This window comes from Streptomyces gamaensis (assembly GCF_042656465.1).
Lineage (GTDB): Bacteria > Actinomycetota > Actinomycetes > Streptomycetales > Streptomycetaceae > Streptomyces > Streptomyces gamaensis.
Window position 1 is genome coordinate 263,907 of record NZ_JBHSPB010000008.1, and the last position, 19,791, is coordinate 283,697.

General features: G+C 74.2%; 18 protein-coding genes. 8 read left to right on the plus strand and 10 right to left on the minus strand.

What is annotated here, in order from left to right:
* Positions 1-64: 64 nt before the first annotated feature.
* The gene (locus tag ACFP1Z_RS15835; RefSeq protein ID WP_390316948.1) at positions 65-724 is read right to left on the minus strand and encodes a TetR/AcrR family transcriptional regulator; all 660 of its coding nucleotides are present in this window, start codon (positions 722-724) and stop codon (positions 65-67) included.
* Between the two features lie 72 nt (positions 725-796).
* Here ACFP1Z_RS15835 and ACFP1Z_RS15840 point away from each other — a divergent pair, with 72 nt between their 5' ends.
* Positions 797-2,248: an MFS transporter gene (locus ACFP1Z_RS15840; protein WP_390316949.1), complete on the plus strand. Its 1,452-nt coding sequence runs from the start codon at positions 797-799 to the stop codon at positions 2,246-2,248.
* A gap of 51 nt (positions 2,249-2,299) precedes the next feature.
* A complete protein-coding gene (locus ACFP1Z_RS15845) occupies positions 2,300-2,899 on the plus strand; it encodes an NAD(P)H-dependent oxidoreductase (RefSeq protein WP_390316952.1) in 600 nt (199 codons plus the stop codon).
* Between the two features lie 85 nt (positions 2,900-2,984).
* On the opposite strand, the gene ACFP1Z_RS15850 is transcribed toward ACFP1Z_RS15845, so the two are convergent.
* The 8 genes from ACFP1Z_RS15850 to ACFP1Z_RS15885 form a co-directional block, all read right to left on the minus strand.
* Entirely contained in the window at positions 2,985-3,716 is a 732-nt protein-coding gene (locus ACFP1Z_RS15850; RefSeq protein WP_390317036.1) for a class I SAM-dependent methyltransferase, read from the minus strand.
* A gap of 5 nt (positions 3,717-3,721) precedes the next feature.
* Positions 3,722-4,999 (minus strand): flavodoxin family protein, encoded by a 1,278-nt coding sequence (locus ACFP1Z_RS15855; RefSeq protein ID WP_390316953.1) that lies wholly within the window; start codon positions 4,997-4,999, stop codon positions 3,722-3,724.
* Positions 4,996-6,111, minus strand: coding sequence for a bifunctional diaminohydroxyphosphoribosylaminopyrimidine deaminase/5-amino-6-(5-phosphoribosylamino)uracil reductase RibD (gene ribD, locus ACFP1Z_RS15860; RefSeq protein WP_390316954.1), 1,116 nt, complete (start codon positions 6,109-6,111; stop codon positions 4,996-4,998). Before ribD ends, ACFP1Z_RS15855 begins: the two co-directional genes overlap by 4 nt.
* Positions 6,108-7,100: a formylglycine-generating enzyme family protein gene (locus tag ACFP1Z_RS15865; protein WP_390316955.1), complete on the minus strand. Its 993-nt coding sequence runs from the start codon at positions 7,098-7,100 to the stop codon at positions 6,108-6,110. Before ACFP1Z_RS15865 ends, ribD begins: the two co-directional genes overlap by 4 nt.
* Positions 7,097-8,392 (minus strand): SGNH/GDSL hydrolase family protein, encoded by a 1,296-nt coding sequence (locus ACFP1Z_RS15870; RefSeq protein ID WP_390316956.1) that lies wholly within the window; start codon positions 8,390-8,392, stop codon positions 7,097-7,099. The genes ACFP1Z_RS15865 and ACFP1Z_RS15870 overlap by 4 nt, the downstream gene beginning before the upstream one ends.
* A complete protein-coding gene (locus ACFP1Z_RS15875; protein WP_390316957.1) occupies positions 8,389-9,099 on the minus strand; it encodes an SAM-dependent methyltransferase in 711 nt (236 codons plus the stop codon). Before ACFP1Z_RS15875 ends, ACFP1Z_RS15870 begins: the two co-directional genes overlap by 4 nt.
* 128 nt (positions 9,100-9,227) lie before the next feature.
* Positions 9,228-10,910, minus strand: a complete 1,683-nt coding sequence (locus ACFP1Z_RS15880) for a WD40 repeat domain-containing protein (RefSeq protein WP_390316958.1) — start codon at positions 10,908-10,910, stop codon at positions 9,228-9,230.
* The gene (locus ACFP1Z_RS15885) at positions 10,907-11,581 is read right to left on the minus strand and encodes a GTP cyclohydrolase II (protein WP_390316960.1); all 675 of its coding nucleotides are present in this window, start codon (positions 11,579-11,581) and stop codon (positions 10,907-10,909) included. Before ACFP1Z_RS15885 ends, ACFP1Z_RS15880 begins: the two co-directional genes overlap by 4 nt.
* A gap of 718 nt (positions 11,582-12,299) precedes the next feature.
* Between ACFP1Z_RS15885 and ACFP1Z_RS15890 the strand changes: the two genes are divergently transcribed.
* Positions 12,300-12,698 carry a DUF6233 domain-containing protein gene (locus ACFP1Z_RS15890; protein ID WP_390316961.1) on the plus strand — a complete coding sequence of 133 codons (399 nt, stop codon included), beginning with the start codon at positions 12,300-12,302 and terminating at the stop codon, positions 12,696-12,698.
* 140 nt (positions 12,699-12,838) lie between these two features.
* On the opposite strand, the gene ACFP1Z_RS15895 is transcribed toward ACFP1Z_RS15890, so the two are convergent.
* A complete protein-coding gene (locus ACFP1Z_RS15895; protein ID WP_390316962.1) occupies positions 12,839-15,103 on the minus strand; it encodes a terpene synthase family protein in 2,265 nt (754 codons plus the stop codon).
* Positions 15,104-15,390: 287 nt separating this feature from the next.
* Here ACFP1Z_RS15895 and ACFP1Z_RS15900 point away from each other — a divergent pair, with 287 nt between their 5' ends.
* The 5 genes from ACFP1Z_RS15900 (at position 15,391) to ACFP1Z_RS15920 (ending at position 19,732) form a co-directional block, all read left to right on the plus strand.
* Positions 15,391-15,747: a hypothetical protein gene (locus ACFP1Z_RS15900; RefSeq protein ID WP_390316963.1), complete on the plus strand. Its 357-nt coding sequence runs from the start codon at positions 15,391-15,393 to the stop codon at positions 15,745-15,747.
* 318 nt (positions 15,748-16,065) lie between these two features.
* Complete coding sequence (locus ACFP1Z_RS15905; RefSeq protein ID WP_390316965.1) at positions 16,066-16,821, plus strand: hypothetical protein; 756 nt, start codon at positions 16,066-16,068, stop codon at positions 16,819-16,821.
* Complete coding sequence (locus ACFP1Z_RS15910) at positions 16,818-18,134, plus strand: sensor histidine kinase (protein WP_390316966.1); 1,317 nt, start codon at positions 16,818-16,820, stop codon at positions 18,132-18,134. The genes ACFP1Z_RS15905 and ACFP1Z_RS15910 overlap by 4 nt, the downstream gene beginning before the upstream one ends.
* A 187-nt stretch (positions 18,135-18,321) precedes the next feature.
* Entirely contained in the window at positions 18,322-19,002 is a 681-nt protein-coding gene (locus tag ACFP1Z_RS15915) for a DUF4142 domain-containing protein (RefSeq protein ID WP_390316967.1), read from the plus strand.
* Positions 19,003-19,249: 247 nt separating this feature from the next.
* Complete coding sequence (locus ACFP1Z_RS15920) at positions 19,250-19,732, plus strand: NADH-quinone oxidoreductase subunit B family protein (protein ID WP_390316968.1); 483 nt, start codon at positions 19,250-19,252, stop codon at positions 19,730-19,732.
* The last annotated feature ends 59 nt before the right edge of the window (positions 19,733-19,791 follow it).

Consider the following 19,791-nt stretch of genomic DNA (forward strand, 5'->3'; position numbering starts at 1 on the left):
CGCGGCCCGCGCGCCCGCGGCGCCGTCCCCCGGTCTCGCCGCCCGCGCGTCCGCCGCCTGCGGGTCAGAACCCGTCGAGGCTCGCGTGCCGGTCGCGCCACTTCTGCGTGGCCACCCCGCTGAGCACGACCTCGACGACGTCCTCGGCGAGCGTGGGGGTCACCGGCAGATGCCCGAAGAGCACCCGGTAGTAGGTGGTCGAGGCGAGCATGTCCAGCAGAAGGTCGATGTCCGCGTCGGGCCGCAGGTCGCCGCGCCGGATGCCGCGCCGCAGGGCCTCGGCGGTGGAGGCCCGGCGGGTGTGGAAGAACCGCTCCAGGAAGGCGCTCTCCAGATCCGGGTGGTCGGCGAGGTCGGCGACGAGGGCGGGCAGCACCCGCCGCCCCAGCGGGGTGCCGAAGGCCTGGCTGAGCGTGGCGATCCCGGCGATGAGATCGCAGTGCGTGCAGCCGGTGTCGGGGGTGGGCGTGGTGCCCACGGTGGTGACCAGCGCGTCCACGACCAGGTGCTGGCGCGAGCGCCAGCGGCGGCGCAGGGCCGGCTTGCTCGTCCCCGCCCGGGCGGCCACCGCTTCGAGCGTGAGATTGCCGTAGCCCGACTCGTTGAGGATCTCCATCACCGCGGCGGGGACGGCCGCGTCGATCCGCCCGTCACGTGGCCTTCCTCCGCGCTGCTGGCCGGTGTCCGGGGCCTCGGCGACGGTGCCGTTGGGGGTGTTCACCATGGCGCCAGTATAGGTAAGCTGCGATAAGTTACGTGCCGGAACGGAATGAAAATATTTCTCAGGAGGTCTTGCGTGTCGCACGATGTCAACCAGCTCGCCGAAGAAGCCGGTGAGCCGGTCGCCGCACCGGCGGCCGGCGGGGGTGCGGCGGGGGAGAGCGTCTTCTCCGGGGCGTACCGCGCCCTGACGCTCGGCGTGATCCTCTCGGTGAGCATGGTCGCCTTCGAGTCCCTGGGCGTGGCGACCGTCCTGCCGGACATCGCGAAGGACCTCGACGGCCTGGGTGCCTACGGCTGGGGTCTGTCCGCGCTGATGCTCGCCAACATCATCGGCACCGTGGTCGCGGGCCGCTCCGCCGACCGGCAGGGCCCCTGGCGGTCGATGGCCATCGGCATGGTGATCTTCGCGGCGGGCTGCGCGGTGGCCGGTGCCGCTCCCACCTGGCCGCTGTTCCTGCTCGGCCGCGCGCTCCAGGGCCTGGGCGTCGGTGCTGTCATGAGCATGGCTTACACGGTGATCGGGCTCGCCTACCCCGAACACCTGCGGGCCCGCATGTTCGCCCTGCTGTCCTCCGCGTGGACCGTGCCCTCGCTCATCGGCCCGGTCATCGCCGGCACCCTCGCCGAATACACCAGCTGGCGCGGCGTCTTCCTGCTCATGCTGCCGCTCATCGCCGTCGCGGCGGCCCTGACCCTGCCCGGGCTGCGCAAGCTCCACCGCCCCGACGGCGGCGGCGCCCCCGCCCCGGCCGGCCCCTGGTGGAAGAGCCCGCTCGCCTGCAGCGTCCTGCTCACCGCCGGTACCGCGCTGCTGCTCCAGGCGCTGCTGCTGAAGAACCTCGTCCTGCTCGTCGTCCTCGCCGTCGTCGGCATCGCCGTCGCCGTCCCGACCCTGCGCGCCGTCACCCCGGCCGGCACCCTCTCCGCCCGCGCCGGCATCGGCGCCGGCATCGGCATCCGCTTCCTGCTGTGCGCCGTCTACTTCGGCAGCGAGGCGTTCCTGCCGCTGGGCCTGCAGGAGCTGCGCGACGTCAACGCCTCCCTCGCCGGCCTCGGCCTGTCCGCCGGCGCCATCACCTGGGTCGTCGGCTCCGCCTGGCAGGCCAAGCTCGACGGCAAGGGCCGCGGCCGCACCGGCAGCGTCACCCTCGGCTTCGCCATCCTGCTGATCGGCGTGGTGATCATGGCGGGTTCCATCCTCGTCGAGGCGATCCCCGCCATGGTCGCCGTGGCCGGCTGGGCGATCGGCGGCATCGGCATGGGCGTCGCCTTCAACGCCGCCACCACCGACACCCTGGAGCAGACCCCCGGCGAGCAGCAGGGCCTGGTCAGCGGTTCCCTGCAACTCGCCCAGACCCTCGCCACCGGTCTGATCGCGGGCCTGGGCGGCGCGGCCATCGCCATCGCCGACCAGCACGGCTCGACCACCCGCACCGCGCTGCTGGCCACCTTCACCCTGACCGCCGTGCTGGCGCTCATCGGCGTGCTGCTCTCCCGGCGGCTGCGCCCCGCCCCGGCCCGGTAACCGCCGCCGCACACCGGCAGAACGAGACAAGAGACGGGAAGGAGAGCGACCGTGGAAAACGTACTGCTGCTGGGTCTGAGCTCGCCGGTCGAGGACGACCCGTACGGCGATCCACTGCTGCGGGCGCTGTCGGCGCCCGGCGCCTCGGGAACCCGGCTGGTCGTCAGCACGGCACCGTCCGTGCTGGCCCGCACCGGCCCCGACATCGATCCGGCACACCCCGTGGCCGACGCGCTGCGGCAGATGGCCTCGCTCGCCGACGGGCTGGTGATCGCCGCCCCCGAGTCCCCCGGCGCGCCCGCCGAGTCGCTGCGCACGCTGCTGAACTGGCTCAGCTGGCCCACGGCCGCCTCCCCGCTCGTCGGCAAACCGGTGGCGGTGCTGACCACCACCCGCGAGCCGACCGCCCCCTCGGACCCGTACTGCGAAGTGGAGCGCATGCTCTTCACCGCCGGCGCGCACATGGTCGGCCCCCGCACGGTCATCCCGCGGGCCGCGCACGCGCTGCGCGAGACCCCCGACGGCCAGGTCTCCTTCAGCGACCCCGGCGCCGCCGTGCGGCTGCTGTTCCACATCCACCGCACCGCCGCGGCGGCCCGGGAGCGCTCCGGGCTGCCGCCCGCGGACGACTCCAGACCCTGGCTGCTGTAGGGCTGCCGCAGGGCTGTTGCAGCCGGTCACGACCGAGGCCCCCGTGGAGCGATTCCACGGGGGCCTCGGCGCGTTCGGGTCCGCGCTACGCGCGGGCGCGCAGCATCACCAGCGGCGGATTGGCGAGGAAGTCCTCCCAGAACTCCGCCCCGAAGGCCGCCAGGCCCTCCTGCGGGACCGTCAGCGGCACCCACGTCAGATCCGTGAAGCCCGCCGCCTTCAGCGCGCCCTCGTACACCTCGCGCCGGGGGTAGTTGGTCACGAAGTCGATGGGCGGGTCCAGCAGGGCCGTGATCCGCACCCGCGGACCGACCTCACCGGTGCCCTCGGGCTCGTAGCGGAAGCCGTACTTGGCGGTGGAGGGGCCGTCGAAACGGAAGTCCGGGGCCTGGGTGAGGACGAAGAACTCGCCCCCCGGCCGCAGGTTCGCGTGCACCCCGCGGCACATCCGCTCCATCGCGGCCGCGTCGTCGGCGTAGTTGAGCAGGTACACCGCCGTCGCCACGTCGAACGGCCCGCCGAACACGGCGGGTTCGGCGGCGTCGGCCACCTCGTAGCGCACCCCGAGCGGGCCGCGCTCCTCGATGGCCCGGGCCGCGGCCACCATCTCGCCCGAGACATCCACACCGAGGACGTCCCGCGCGCCCAGCCGCCTGGCCTGCCGGGTGTAGAAGCCCGTCCCGCAGGCCAGGTCCAGCACCGACTTCCCGCTCAGGTCCCCGAGCATCGCCAGGAAACTGCCGCACTCCGGGTAGCGGGCCAACGGCAGTGTCTTGAAGCCCTCGTAGGACTCGCCGATCTCGTCGTACTGCTGCATGCTCGTCAACTTGCTTCCTTTTCCAGGGCTTCCTTGTCCAGGGACGTGTGGGCACCGGGGGCGGCGGCCGTCCCGCCTTCGGACGGCAGGGCCTTGCGGCGCAGCCGGTGGCCGGCCAGGGCCATGCGCCGCCCCTGGTGCCGGGCGGCCGCCAGGACCTCCGCGCTCGGCGCGGGCCCCGTGGAGCGGCTGTAGGAGGTGCCGTACGGATTGCCGCCCGCCGCGAAGACCGCCGGGTCGGTGTAACCGGGCGGCACCACCAGCGCCCCGCAGTGGTGCAGCACGTGGTGCAGCGACAGCAGGGCCGACTCGCTGCCCGCGTGCGGGTGCCCGGTGGCGACGAAGGCGCTGGCCGGCTTGCCGGTGAGCGGCCCCGGCCCCGCGACCCCGTCCAGCGGGTGCGCCAGCGACTGCACGAAGCCCAGCAGCGGGGCGGCCACCGCCCCGGCCCGCACCGGCGCGCCGAAGGCCACCGCGTCGGCCCAGGTCACGTCCAGCGCGGTGGCGGGAGCGGCGGGCGGGGCGCCCCCGGAGCGGCCGGGCAGCCCCGACTCCTGGGGCAGGCCCGGCCCCGCCAGCCGGCGCAGCCGCACCTCGGCCCCCAGCTCCCGGGCCCCGGCCGCGCACTCCTGGGCCAGCAGCCGGACCGCCTCGTCCTCGGCGCAGTGCACGACCGTCACCCTGCTGCGGCCCGGCTCCGGCGGGACGGACTCCGCCTGCGCGCGGGCCCGGGCCGCGGCGTCGGCCAGCCGGCGGCCCAGCGCCCAGGCCGCCGTCAGCTCCGGTTCCCCCAGGCGTCCGTCGCGCCGGGGCGTGACGGACAGCCCGTAGGGGTTGGCCCCCACCCGCTGGAAGACCGGATCGCCCGGCTCCGCGCCCAGCGTCCAGGCACCCCAGTGGTACGCCGTCTGATACAGCGTCAGCAACGTGGCCTCGCGGCCGCCGTGCACACACGTGGAGGACGTCATGCCCGTCACCACCCGGTCGGCCAGCAGCCCCTGCTTCCACAGCGGCGACGTCGCGTCCAGGAAGTGCTTGAACGGCCCCGAGACATTGCCGAAGTACGTGGGCGTCGCCAGCACCAGGCCGTCCGCCCACAGCACGTCCTCGGGCACGGCCGCCGTCTCCGGCCACGGCTCGCGGTCCGGCCCCGCGGTGACGTCCGCGACCCGCAGCAGCCGCACCTCCGCGCCGAAGGAACGCGCCCCCTCGGCGGCGGAGGCGGCCAGGGCCCGCATCGTGCCGTGGCGGCTGTGGAAGACGACCGCGACACGTGGTCTCACCGCTCGCCCTCCCCACCGGCCCCGGCGCGCAGCACCAGACGGACGTCGTCGCCGAGCCGGTCGACGGTGTCCAGCCGCAGCCGCAGCGCCTCGGTCAGGGTGTGCGCCCCGAACCCGTCGAGCACCGCCCGGCCCGTGGCCCCCAGCAGCACCGGCGCGACGTAGGCCACGACACGGTCCAGCAGCCCCGCCGCCGCGAACTCCGCGGCCAGCCGGGCCCCGCCCTCCAGCAGCACCGAGCGCACCCCGCGCCCGTACAGCTCGTCGAGCAGCAGGCCGACGTCCAGGCGGCCTTCGCGCTCGGGCAGGGCCAGCACCTCGTGGCCCGAGGGGAGTTCGGGACGCGGCGCGCTCTCCCCGACGACCACCAGCGTGGGGGCCGCGTCGTCGAGCACCCGCGCGTCCTCGCGGATGCCGCCCCTGCGGTCCAGCACCACGCGCAGCGGCGGCCGGCCCGTGATGCCGTGGCGCAGCCCCAGGTGCGGATCGTCCTCGCGCAGCGTGCCCGAACCGACGAGCACCGCGTCGTGCGTGGCCCGCAGCCGGTGCGCGTCCTCGCGGGCCTGCGGCCCGGTGATCCAGCGCGAGGTGCCGTCGGGCGCCGCCGAGCGGCCGTCCAGGGTGCCGCCGAACTTCCAGGTGACACAGGGCCGTTCGCGGCGGATCGCGGTCAGCCACAGCTCGTTGGCCCGCTCCGCCTCCTCGCGCAGCACCTCCGGCACCACCTCGACCCCGGCCTCGCGCAGCAGCTGAGCGCCGCCCGCCGCACCGGGGTTGGGATCCGGCACCGCGTAGACGACCCGGGCCACCCCGGCCGCGAGCAGCGCCTCCGCGCACGGCCCGGTGCGGCCGGTGTGCGCGCACGGCTCCAGCGTCACCACGGCGGTCGCGCCCCGCGCCCGGACGCCCGCGGCGGCCAGCGCCTCGACCTCCGCGTGCATATGGCCCGCGCCCCGGTGGAAACCCTCGCCCACGGTGGCGCCGCCGGCGTCCAGCAGCACACAGCCGACCACCGGATTGGGGCTGGTACGGCCCAGTTGGGTGACCGCCAGTTCGATCGCCCGCCGCATGGCCTCCTGTTCGGCGGGCGTGGCGGTGAGCGCGGCCGTCATACCGTCTCCGCGAGCCGGAAGCCCATCGCGTAGATCTCGCGCTCGTACCAGCCGTGCCGGCGCGCGCAGCGGGCCAGGTCGCCGAAGCGGGTGAAGCTGCCGCCCCGGGCCACCCGGTAGGCGCCGCGGGTGACGGCCAGGTCGTCGTCGACGCGCTCCCCGCCGGGGTACGGGCCGTAGTCGTCGGCCACGTACTCCTCGACGTTGCCCGCCAGGTCGTGCACCCCGAACGGGGACCGGCCGGCGGGGTGGATGCCGATGGGCGTCGTCGTGAGCGGCCCCTCCTCGACGGTGTTCGCGCACTCGGGGCGGAACCCGTCGCCCCAGGGGAAGTCCCGGCCGTCGCCGCCGGAGGCCGCGTACTCCCACTCGGCCTCGGTCGGCAGCCGGAAGGAACGGCCGGTGCGGCGCGAGAGCCACGCGGCGTAGGCGTCGGCGGCCTCGGCGGAGACCGTCCACACCGGGTGGTTGGCCAGGTGCGCCGGGTAGACGCCGAACCGCCAGCTGCTGGGCAGCAGTTCGCTGCCGGTGTCCTCCAGGAACAGCCGGTACTCCAGGTTGGTCACCGGGTGCAGGGCGATACGGAACGCCGCGAGGTCCGCCTCGTAGCGGGGGCACTCCTTGGCGATCCACTCCTCCTCGACCCCGGCGTGCCGCCACCGCTCGGTGACCGCGGCCACGTCCTTCGGGTCGAGGCCGAGCCGGACCCGGGCCGCCGGGATGCCGGCCATCGGCGGGTCCTCGGGGCGGATACGGGGGTCGCCCACCAGCCCGAGCAGGGTGCCGGCGGCGTGCCGGCGCGCGAACGGCTCGGCGGGGTCCTCCGCGACCGCGACGAGCGCCTCCGGTCCGGCACCCAGGAGCTCGGGGTGGCCGGCCAGCGGGTGCCCGGGGCCGCGCGGCACGAAGGAGTCGGGCAGGCCCATGGCCGCCCGGTCGGTCAGGGTGTTCGGGTTGGCCAGGACGACCGGCGTCTTGCTGGTGGTCATGAAGTGCTCCCATGGGCCGTCGGGGCGGGGCCGGTCAGCGCGGAGAGCGGGACCGCTGCCGCGAGCGCCCGGTAGCCCGCGTCGTTCAGATGAATGTGGTCGCCGCCGTCGAAGTCGGCCCGCACGCGCTGCGGATCGGCCGTGTCGCGCGCGGCCGCGTCGAAGTCGACGACGGCGTCGAAGGTCTCCCGCGCGGCGGGCGAGCGCAGCGCGGCGTTGACCTCGCCGCGCGCCTGCTCGGCCTGCGGGGTGTAGAAGGGCGAGTCCTTGAACGGGGTGAGGGTGCCCACCACCACGCGGATGCCCTTGGCGTGCAGGCGGTCCGCCATGGCGCGCAGTCCGTCGAGGACCTGGGCGGAGGTGGCGTTCGGCGCCAGCTGGAGGTCGTTGATGCCCTCGTAGAGGACGGCCGTGCGCACGCCGGGGCGGTCCGCGACATCGCGCTCCAGCCGGCCGAGGGCGCTCGTGCCGCGCTGCGGCCGGTCGGTCTCGGAGCCGTCGCGCAGGATGCGGTTGCCGCCGATGCCCTCGTTGAGCACGCCCAGGCCGCGCGTGGCCTCGTCGGCGGCGAGCCGCCGGGCCAGCGCGTCGGTCCACCGGCCGTTGCCGTTGGGGGTGGAGCCCACGCCGTCGGTCTGGGAGTCGCCGAGCGCGACGACGGTGCCGCGCGCGCCCTTGCCGCGCACGTCGACGCCGGTGAGGAAGAACCAGGACGTCTCGCTCTGCGGGAACGCCGTGCCGTCGGCGTCGGCCGTGTGGTCGCCCGGCTGGGAGATCCAGCTGGTCTGCTGGGCCAGCCAGTGCCAGGTCATGGGGCCGGTCGCGCGCGGCAGGTGCACGCTGACGAGCAGGTCGCCGCCCGCGGGCACGTCGAAGGGCAGCGGGTCGCTGACGGCCTCCGCGCCGACGGGCACCGTGGTCCCCGCGGCGCCGCCGTCGAAGGTGACGGTGCGCAGGCTGTCCGCGGCCGCCGCCGGTGCCGTGGCCGAGCGCGCGAGGGCGACCGTGGTGCGGCCGAGGACGAGCGGGGCGGTGCCGTGCGCGTTGGACAGGCGCAGCCGCAGTTCGCCGCCGGCGGCCGAAGTGTGCACGATCATGCGGACGGTGCGGTCCGCGATGCCGTCGTGCGAGACGCCGGAGGGGGCCGCGGGCGCGGGCGCGGTGCCCCACGTCCCGGTCCAGCCGCCGTCGCCGGCCGGGGCCGCGTGCGCGGCGGGGGCGGTCAGCAGGGGCGCGGCCAGCAGGGCGGCCGCCGCCGCGACGGCCGCCCGGGCGAGGGGACGGCCGCTCATCGCGGATCACCGCCGGTGCGGCGGAAGGTGGCCACGAGGTAGGTCAGTCCCTCGACGGCGCGCGGCACGTGATGGGCCTCGACGAGCGCGAAGCCGTGCCCGCCGACCAGCGCGGACAGCTCGTCCTCGGTGAACTCGCGGTACAGGCGGTTGCCGTTGTTGGCGTACAGGCCGCCGCGCTCGCCGGTGGCGTGGAAGACGGAGACGGTGAACAGGCCCTCGGGGCGCAGCAGTTCACGGACGTGGCGCAGGTAGGCGGCGTAGGCGTCGGGGTGCTGGTGGTGGAAGCAGCCGTTGTCGAGCACCCCGTCGTACTCCCCGCTGCCCGGCAGGTCGAGCACCGGGCCGGCGACGAAGCGGGCCCGGCCCGGGTGGCGGGCGGTGATGGCGTCCCACTCGGGGGAGGCCACGAGGTCGCAGCCGGTCACGCGGTGGCCGCCGGCGAGGACGAGTTCGGCGTCGCGGCCGTGGCCGGTGCCGAGGTCGAGGACGTGGGCGTCGGCGGCTCTGCCCGCGTGGGCGAGCGCGGCCATGAGGAGCTGCGGGGCCTGCCGCATCGCCTCCTCACCGGTCCAGATGTCGCGGCCGCCCGCGTAGTGCTCGTGGAAGTCGCTGTGCAGGACCGCGGCGTAGGCGGCCTCGTCGAGGGGGGTGGCCTCGGTGCGGGAAACCGTGTAGCGGTCGGCTATCGGGTGGCTTTCGGCCATGTGCGTGGGCGGTCCTTACTCCTGTGGTGGTGCCGATGGATGCCGGGCGGGCCGGGGCCCGGACATGGGTTCCGGGGGAGGCGGAGTACTGTGCCGCGCCTCCCCCGGAACCGTCCGTGGGCCGGCCGTTAGACCTCGGCGAAGTAGACCCGGCCGTCGTAGGAGGAGGCGGCGAAGCGCCCCCGCGCGGCGTCGAAGGTCAGCGAGGAGATGCCGGCCGTGGTCGGCCGCAGCACCCGCCACTCGCGGGTGGTGCGGTCGTACAGGGCGATGCGGCCGTTGTAGGCGCCGGTGGCGACGATGTTGCCGTCGGCGGAGGCGGCCACGCACTTGATGGAGTGCGTGTGCGGGGTGTCGAGGACCTCGACGCGCTGCTGCGGGTCCCACACGCGCAGCTTCAGGTCGCGGCTGACGCTGGCGAACCAGCCCTTGCCCAGCCCGGCGCAGCCGTTGGCGATCCGGTCGTGCGCGTCCTCGATGCCGGCGACCTTCTCCAGGTCCGAGATCCGGTACCAGGTCGCGGAGGCGTCCGCGGCGACGGAGAAGATGAGGTCGCCGGAGACCGCGACGCCCTTGACGGCGTTGACGTGCAGCGGCAGGTCCTTGACGTGCTCGACCGTGTCCGGGCCGGTCAGGCGCAGCAGCAGGCCCTCGCCGGTGTAGGCGCCGATGACCACGTACTGCTCGCCGTCGCGCTCGAAGGCCGCGCCGCAGTTGAGCGGGGAGCGGTGCTGGTGGAGCTGCCGGCCGGTGAGGGCGTCGAAGACCTTGCCGAGCTGGCCGCCGGAGACCACCAGGTTCCCCAGCGGGGTGAGGAAGTTGCACAGGCTGCCGGTCTCGGCGATCTGCGCGCCGTCGCGGTGCACGATGCCGGCGTCGCCGATGGTCAGCGTGCCGTCGGCGGCCGGGAGGACCGCGTTGACGCCCTGGGTGGGCGGCACCTCGGTGGCGTCCCAGGCGCGGCCCTCGTAGTCGTAGCCGCGGTAGCCGGCGCCGAAGGTGGCGAAGACCAGCCGGGAGCCGCCGGCGAAGGCGCACGAGCGCGGCCAGACGTCGTCGGGCAGCTCGGTGGTGTCGCGCCGCTCGGGGGTGCCGGAGGAGACGTCCCACAGCTGCATGGTGCGGTCGTAGCTGAGGGAGACCAGCAGGTTGCGGGCGTCGTCGAGGACCAGGCGCTTGATGCCCGCCTCGTGGGCCGGCAGCACGGAGCGCTCGGCCGGGCCGACGACGATGATCTGGCCCTCGTCGTTGCCGGCGAAGATGGTGCCGCCGGAGGAGATGGCGATGGTGTCGGTCTCGATGCCGTCCATGTCCAGGTCGGCGACGAGACCGCCGGTCTCCAGCGACCAGCGCTTGATGGTGCCGTCGTCGCTGGAGGAGATCAGCTCGTCGCTGCCGCGGGCCCACTCGACGGAGATGACGTCCGCGGTGTGGCCGGCGAAGCGGGCCACGAGCCTGCCGCTGAAGTCGTAGACGCGCACCCGGTGGTCGCGCGAGGCGGTGGCTATGAGCTCCTTGGACGGGTGGAAGACGGACATCTCCACGTCGTCCTCCTGGTCGGCGAGGACGGCGACCAGGCGCAGGTCCGGCACCGTCCACAGCCGGGCGGTGTAGTCGCTGGAGGAGGAGACCAGGTGGCGTCCGTCGGGCGAGAACGCGCACTGGTTGGCCAGGTGGTCGTGGAAGGAGCGGGAGATGGCCTTCCCGGTCTGCTGGTCCCAGCAGATGACCTGGTTGTCGTAGCCGGCGGTGGCGACGTAGGCATTCTGCCAGGCCGCGATGCCGCTGATGGGTCCCCGGTGCTGGATCACGCTGTTCCTTCCACAAGTTCGATCGAGTGGCCGCCGTACTCGGCCTTGGCGCGCAGGTAGTGGTCGTTGCGCTCGTTACGGAAGATCCCCGTGCGGATCTGCTCCACGACCTCGATGCCGTGCGAGGCCAGCTGGGCCGCCTTGTCGGGGTTGTTGGTGTGCAGCTTGACGCGCGAGATGCCCAGGGCCTTGAGCATCTGCGCGGCCGAGCTGTAGTCGCGCATGTCGTCCGAGAAGTTCAGCTCCCGGTTGGCCGCGAAGGTGTCGAGGCCCTGGTCCTGCAGCCGGTAGGCGTCGAGCTTGTTGTACAGGCCGATGCCGCGGCCCTCCTGGCGCAGGTACAGCAGGACGCCGCCGGACCCGGCCAGCAGCTGCATCGACTCGGTCAGCTGCGGACCGCAGTCGCACCGCGCGGACCCGAAGACGTCGCCGGTCAGGCACTCGGAGTGCAGCCGCACCAGCGGCACCTCGGCGATCGGGCCGAACTGCACGGCTATGTGCTCAAGGCCGTCGCCGAGCCCCGTGAAGGTGATCATCTGGCCGGGCTGCCAGGCGCCGTCTGCACGCTGCACCGGTATCTCGACCCGGGCCCGGATCTCCACGCCCCCGTCGAGCGGCTCCGTCGGGGCCCCGTGCAACGGGGCGCCTTCTCCATTGAGCGTTTTGGGCACAATTCCTCCCGTTGTGCGAGCACGCCCCGAACACCGGGGCGCGCTCCACAGCATGGTCGTTGGCGGTGGCGAGGACAGCACGGTCCGTACCGGTACGGGTACCGAGATCATTTGGCGACAGTACCGAACCATCCAGTCTGTTATTTCGGGACGTCAGCGGTCTCAAAGGGGCATTGTGCGCGGATGCTTGGGTAATTCGCGTGCTATGTACGGAATATGACGCACTGAAACCGTCGGGTCGGTACGTAGTGTGCCCGTTTCCGGGCAAGGGTCCGCGACGGGGTGAGGAGGGGGTGGGGAGGGGGACCGAACCCTGCGGACCGACGGTCGCGGGCGCGCGGAAAACTGACGGCGCGACACTGACGGCGCGACCGGGAAGACTCACTCTCACGGGTGAGTTTTCCCGGTCACTTCCGGAGCCCGGCCCCGGCCCGGCGACCGCCGACTCCCCGCTCCCGCAAGGGGATCGCACGGCTGCCGGGGGGAGCGGACCCCGCCCGCCACCCCCGGTAGGGCAGCAGCTCGCGCGGCGGTATAAGCCACGTCGGCCGCATTCGTACGAGGACGCCCGGCACGGGCTCGCGGACCCGCCGTCAGCTGCGCATATGCCACGTGACCGGGCTTCCCCCGCGGCTTCCGACTCCCTTGCCCGCAGGGGCACTTGCCAGGCTCACGGAGCGGCCCCCGCCGGGTCCGTGCCGCTGCTACCGTCCGCGCCATGGACCAGATCTTCAGCCACGACGAACTCGCCCTTATCACAGAAGCCGCGCAAGAGGCCGACATGACTCCACGGGACTGGGTCCGGGGTGTCGTGCTGCAGCAGTTCACCGACGACCCGCTCGAAGAAACACACCGCTCCCCGCACGCTCCGGCCGACCTCCGCGGCGCCTACCGGCCGAGCATCGAGGACGCACTGTGGCCGGTGACCACGCACCGCCGTTCCGGCCGCGAGCTCCACGAGGTGCACCACGCCGGCTGCTGGGTGCCCAAGAGCGGCGGAGGGGAGGAGACCACGGTCACCATGACCACCGCCCAGGCCCGCGCCGAGCTCCTCGCGAGCAACGCCCGCCCCTGCGACGCCTGTCAGCCGGAACGCTTCCTGACCCCGTCGGCCTAGGCGGTGCACAGCAGACGGGTGCGAGCCGCGCACCCCGGCGAGGGCCCCTCGTGCCGTGCGCGGTGCCCGGCGGCACCGCGCACGGCAGCGCCCGGAACCACCGTCCGGCGCGGCGCTGTCCGCCCCGGCGGGCGGCGGCCTCAGGCCGGGATCCGCGCCCGGCTCACCCGGGCCGCCGACATCCCGAGCCCGGCCGGGGGCAGCGACGCGCTGCGCCCGAGGGCCGGGAGGCCGTACCGGACCGGCCGCCGCGGCGCCGCGTGGTGCCTGCGCAGATCCTCCTCCGTGTAACGGCGGCATTCCTGGTGCCACTTGAGGATCCCCGCCATCCAGTTCTGCAGGCTGGCCACATAGCCCTCCAGCGCCGCGCGCGCGTCCGCGTCGAGCCCGGCGACCTCGCGGAAGACCGGCAGCTGCGCGGCCACGATGTGCTGGAACTCCCGCACCCTGGAGGCCAGCAGATCGCCGACGATCGCACGGGCCTCCTCACGGCCGCAGTTGAAGAAGTTCTGCACGACCAGGACGGCGTTGTGCATCTCGCCCTCGTACTGGATCTCCTTCTGGAAGGAGAAGAGGTCGTTCGCCAACGAGGCATAGTCCGCCGCCGCGTTCTCCAGGGCGACGACCGGCTCGGCCCGGTAGACCTCCTGCGGCACGGCGTTGCCCTGCCGCAGCCGGAACAGCTTGTTGGTCAGGTCGGTGCCGAAGGTCCGGCGGCGCATCTCCAGGTAGTCGACCGGCTCGGGGACGCGGTTCTGCCGGCGGTTGGCCAGCTCCCACAGCCAGGCGTCCAGCATCACCTCGACGCCCTCGCGCAGTTCGACGCGGTCCCGCGGCGTCATCGGCCCCGCCGTACGGCCCCACAGCTCGGCCAGACCGTGCTCCAGCGCGTGCTCCGCAGGCGGCACCGGGCCCGCGTCCAGCGGCATGAACGCGCGCAGCCGCCGCACGAGCGACTGCGCGGCGTGCGGGGGCAGTCTGTCGAGGACCGTCGTGAAGTAGTCGTCGCCGTACGTGCCCCAGGCCAGCCAGTCCGCACTCAGCTGCAGGGCGTCCGCGTCGCCGTCCGGATCCAGACCGGCCGAACACAGGGCGAAGTCGAAGTCCGCGATCCGCTCCGCGTCCCACAGCCCGGAACCGGGCACGGCCGGATCGGGGGCCAGCAGCCCGGCGCGGTGCCCGAAGGCCGCGTTGCCGCAACGGGCCCGCTCCAGATGCGGGTTGAGCCGGACCCGGTAGGGCATGGGGAACTCCGGCAGCGGCAGCGGACCCGTCTCCTCGTACGGCACATGCGTGTAGCCGCGCAGCCTGGCCGGCGCCGTCGCGGCGATCGAGGGGAGCAGCAGCGCCGCCGACGTGCCCAGCCCCAGCGGGCCGCCCAGCAGCCTGGCCGGGGCGACGGCAGCGCCGCCCGCGGCGTCGTTCATGTAACGGCTGGAGCGCAGGTGCCACTCGTGGCCGCCGGACTGCCAGTCCTGCAGTCCCTTGACATAGGCGAAGACCCGGCGGCACTCCTCGGCGTCCAGCCCGTGCTCCGCGAACAGCGGGCCCAGCTCGGTCAGGGCCGTGTGCTCGAACTGCTGCAGGCGCGCGGTGAGCAGGTCGTTGACGGTCTCGGCCGCCTGCTGGGTGTCACAGTCCAGGAAACGCTCCAGCACCAGCACGGCGTTGGACAGCTCGCCCTCGTCCCGCACCTCCCGCTCGTAGGAGAACAGGTCGTTGCGCAGGTGCACCCCGTCGGCGAAGGCGTCCCGCAGCACACGCAGCGGCCGGCTGTCCGCGACGCGGTCCGGGACCTCCACGCCCGCCGCGTGCTCCACGAGGTTGGCCGACCACGGGGCACCGCCCACCTTGCGGCGCATGTCGATGAACTCGACGGGATTGGCGACCCGTTGGTCGTTGATGTTCGCCAGCTCCCACAAGGAGACGTCCAGCAGCTTGCGGGTGTTCTCCTTGAACCGCGCGCGCCAGGGCCGCGACATCGTCCAGACCGTCCGCGCCCACAGATCGGCCAGCCCCCGCTCGACCGGATTGCCGGGCTCGGGGACACCCTCCTCGGGGTCCAGCGGCATGAAGGCCGGCAGCCGGTCGAGATACCGCTTGCCGCCCTGGAGGTCGCCGCTGCGTTTGAAGACCTCCAGGAAGTGGTCGTCGAAGAAGAACACCCACGCGTACCAGTCGGTGATCAGGTCCAGCTCCGGGCCCGGGGCGTCGGGATGGGTGTAGGCGCACAGCAGCGCGTAGTCGTGGGAGTCGAACGCGGCCTCGTCCCAGATGCCCGAGCCCTCGATCATTCCCATGCCGCCGGCCCACTCCTTGGCGTGCCGCCGGGCTCTGTCGAGACGGGGATTCAGACGCGCCGGGTACGGCGTGTAGAAGCGCGGGAGGCGGAAGGGGTGCGGCATCGTGCGCCCTCTCGTGTGGCCCGGTCGGCGAGGGGGCCGCGGCGGGCCCGGCCATCGCCTGCTGCCTGCTGATCCGGCACGCGGTCCCTGTGCCGGCTGTGCTCCGGGAGCCCACCGTAGTTCGCTGTACGACGCCCCATGGAACCCTTGGTCGTACTTCCGCACGAAGAGGTGAAAGCCCTCTCCTCCCCGATTAAGGATCTTGCCCGTGGTCCCTCGGGGTGACCGGCCGCTCCGCGAGCGCGCTGGGGCCGCCCGCGCCCGGCCGCCGCGCGTACTGTCGGGGCATGGGCGACGAAACGCTGCGCAACGACGTGCTCGACGAGCTCGGCGAGGACCGGATCGAGGAGCTCGCCAGGGAGCTGGGCACCGACACCGACGGGGCGAGGCGCGTCGTGGAGGTCACCGTCGCCGAACTCCCCGCCGACCTCACCGAGGGGCCGGCCGCCCTCCCGGCCGGGGCCGTGGGCTTCGGCGGGGCCCTCGGCGGCGGGCTGATGTCGGGAGTGCTCGCCAGGATCTCCGGCCCCGTGGCCAGGGCCGTCGCCCGGCGGACGGGGCTGCCCGTCGCCACCGTCGAACGGGCCCTGGAACTGCTGCTGCCCGTCGTCCTGACGGTGATCATGAAGCGGCGCAAGAGGTAGCGCCGCGCGGCCCGGGGCGCCCGAAGCGCGCGGCGTCCACGGCCGGGGCCGGGGGCGCCTGCTGTCCGGGTCGCCGGCCCGTACCACCACAGCGGCCGCCGACCGGGCGACGGTACGGCCCCGGCCCCCGGAGGCGCTCGCGCGGCCCGGACGGCCGCAGGTCCGACGAACAGGGGCCCGCGCTTCCCGTCGCGCGGCAGGCGGTACCGCCCCGTCCCGGGCCCCGGTGCGACAGCCCGCCGCGTCCCGGTGGGCGACTCGCATACCATCGTCTCCTGCAGCCGCACCCGCCGCGTGACAGGAGACAGGAACCCCGCAGTGCCCCGACCCGCCCGCCCGCACCGGCCCGGGAGCGTTCCGCCGCTCCCGCGCCCCGCCCGCCGCCGGCACCGCGCCCGGCTCCTCGGTGCGGGCGCGCTGCTGGCGGCGGCGGTCACCGGCTGCGGGACCGTCGGCGAGCCGCTCAGCGCCGGGCGCACCGCGCCCGCCGCCGCACCGTCTCCGCTGTGGCCGGACCGCTCCCCGGCGCCCACACCCACCGGCGAACAGCACGGGGACGCGAGCTCCACCCCCGTCCCGGGCATCCCGGCCGTCCCCGCCGGCGACATCCGCCGCGTCGACCCCTACAGCGTGATCAAGGCCGAGGTCGCCGCGCACCGCCACGACGTCACGGGAGCCGACGGGCTCGACGAGGAGACCGCCGCGAAGCTCGTCTCCTGCTCGCAGGAACACCGGGACTGCCCCCTGCGCACCCCCGTCTACAGCGACCTGACCGGCGACGGCCGCGTCGATCTGATCATGGGCATCGAGATGGGCGAGCACTTCCTCGGCCTGCGCTGCTACACGGTCTCCGACGGCCGGCTGATCCGCATCATGGCGACGGTGGTGCGGCCCTCGTCCGTCGAGGTCTCCGGACGCGACCTGATCGTCTGGGAGCCCTCGACGACCCCGCACTACGCGGTGCGCTCGGTGTACTCCTGGGACGCCCACCGGCGTTACATGGACCTGCAGAGCGACGAGATCCGCCGCACCGACGCCGGCACGTCGTCGGAGGCCCCGGAGCACTCCCGGTGAGGGCCCTCGTCCGCCGCTCGCCGGCCCGGCCCGGCGGCCTGACCCGGTTCGCCTCGCTGTACGGGAAGTTCACCGTCTTCCTCGTCGTCGTCTGCTGCGTCGTCGCCGCCGTCCTGGGCACCCTGGTGCACGTCGTCGTCACCCGGCAGACCGTGCAGCAGGCCCGCGCCGGAGCCCTCAGCCGGCTGGACACGGCCGCCCGCGCGTACGCGGCCGGGGACCCGATGCACCACCAGGCGGCCCTGAACCCGCCCGGACTCCCGCCCGAGCTGCGGAAACTGGCGCTGCGCGGCGAGCGGGGCACCGCGCTCGGCGACGACCACGGCACCCCCACCATGTGGGCCGCCGGACCCGCCGACGGCGGAGTGCTCACGGCCCGCTTCGACTACCGGCACAGCGCCGACACCATCGACGGCCTGGACCGGGCCATCATCGGCTCCTCGGCGCTGGCCATCGGCGGCACGCTGGCGGCCGGGCTGTTCGCGGTCTCCCGCGTGACCCGCCGGCTGCACCGCACCGCGGACGTGGCCCGCCGGATCAGCGCGGGCGACCTCGACGCCCGGGTCGCCGACCCGCGCACCACCGACCCCGCCAAGGCCCAGGACGAGGTCGCGGCCGTGGCCGCGGCCCTGGACGCGATGGCCGCCACCCTCCAGGCCCGGCTGCAGAGCGAACAGCGCTTCACCGCCGACGTGGCCCACGAACTGCGCACCCCGCTGGCCGGACTGCAGGCGGCCGCCGACCTGCTGCCCCCCGGCCGCCCCACCGAACTGGTGCGGGACCGGGTGCAGACCCTGCGCCGGCTGACCGAGGACCTGCTGGAGATCTCCCGGCTGGACTCGCTCACCGAACGGCCCGACCTCGACGCCCACCGGCTCGGCAGGCTCGCCGAACGGGCCGTACGCGCCTCGGGCCTCGAAGCCGAGGTCCGCGTCGCGCGCGACGCCTGCGTGATGACCGACCGGCGCCGGCTGGAGCGGGTGCTGAGCAATCTGCTCGCCAACGCGCACCGGCACGGCCGCCCGCCCGTCGTCCTCACCGTCGACGGCCCGGTGATCACCGTCCGGGACCACGGCGACGGCTACCCCGGCTACCTCCTGGAGCACGGCCCGCAGCGCTTCCGCACCGAGCCCACGACCAACGGCAACAAGGGCCACGGACTGGGCCTGACCATCGCCGTGGGACAGGCCCGCACCATCGGCGCCGAGCTGGACTTCGCCAACGCCCCGGACGGGGGCGCGCTCACCACGCTCGCCCTCCCCGAGGACGACCCGGCCCGGGCAGCTGGCCTCTCCGGAGCCCCGGGAGAGTAACCCCCGCCCGCCCTTCGCGCCCCTGGGGATGCTCCCTTCGGGCGTACTGGCCCCGGCCGGTGATGATCAACGGCACGGGCGGGGGCAGGCATCTGCTGCGTGGGGCGTCGGCTCGTACGCCCTGCCGGACACCGGCCCGCGACGCGCGTACGGCCGCGCCGGGCCGCACAGAAGGGAACAGCACACGATGCGTATGCGACACCGGGCCGCGACCGCCCTGGCAGCCCTCGCCCTGGCGACGGTACCGGCGGCGGGCACGGCGCAGGCCACGGACGACGAGGGACACGACACCGCCTTCCTGACGACGTTTCACCAGGGCAACATGGCGGAGATCGCGATGGGCAAGGACACCGCGAAGAACGCCACGACCCGGTGCGTGAGGGAGACCGGCAAGGTCTTCGTCCGCGACCACACCCGGCTCGACAAGGAACTCGTGGACCTCGCCGGGCGGCTGCGCGTGACGCTGCCCGCCGGACCCTCGGAGGACCAGCAGAAGGAGCTGTCCGACCTCAGGACCCGGGCCCGCACCAAGACCTACGACCGCAAGTGGCTGGAGTCGGCGAGGACCGGGCACGAGCAGACGCTCCAGCTGATGGAGACCGAGATCAAGAGCGGGAAGAACGACCGCGTACGCGAACTCGCCCGCAAGGCCAAGCCGTTCGTCGCCGAGCACCTCGACCGCGTCGTCCACTGCATGGGCGGCAAGAAGGACACGAGCGGCAAACGGGACCCGGGCAGTAAGGACGACGTCAAGCAGCGCACGAACGTCAGGAAGGACCCGGCCGCCAGGAAGACCACCGGTGTGCCCAAGGACACCGCCGTCAAGAAGGACACCGGCGTGAAGACCGGTGTGCAGAAGGCCGACTGACCCCCGCGCCACCGGTCCGCCGAGGCGCTGCGCCCGCCCGGCGGACCGGTCTGTCGGCCAGAACTCCCGTAGCCGACAGCGCCGACCGCGCGGCATCGGACCGGCACCTCGCGCGTCCGTTCTTCCCGATCGCGCGAATTCGACACAGGCACCACAGCAGACACACTCTCCCCATAGGCTGCGCACGCCGTAACCCCCGGGCGGGACAAGCCGTTTGCCTCGGCAGACCCCGGGAGGAGCCGTCACCATGAGCCTGCTGCGCACGATCCGCGACACCGGGAGAGTCGCGGAGGCCGCCCCGCCCCGGCCGGCGGGCTCCCCGCCGCCCGCCGCCGGGGAGTTGCGCGGCTCGGTCCAGGTGCGCTGCGTCGACGCGGGGTCCTGCAACGGCTGTGAGATCGAGATCGCCGCGGCCTTCGGCCCGGTCCACGACGCCGAGCGCTACGGCGCCCGCCTCGTCGCCTCGCCCCGCCACGCGGACGTCGCCCTCGTCACCGGCCCGGTGACGAGGAACATGGCCGAGCCGCTGCGCCGTACCGTCGCCGCGATGCCCCGCCCCCACCTCGTGGTGGCCGTCGGCGACTGCGCCGTGGACTGCGGCGAGTTCGCCGGCGGCCACGGCGTCGAGGGCGCGGTCGCCGACGTCGTCCCCGTGGACATGACCGTACCCGGCTGTCCGCCGGAGCCGGAGCGGATCGTGGCGGCCCTGCGCACGGTGACGGGCCGGTGAACAGGCAGCACGCGAAGGCCCGTTCGGCGGGGGAGCGGGGCAAGGGCTTAGCCGGGGAG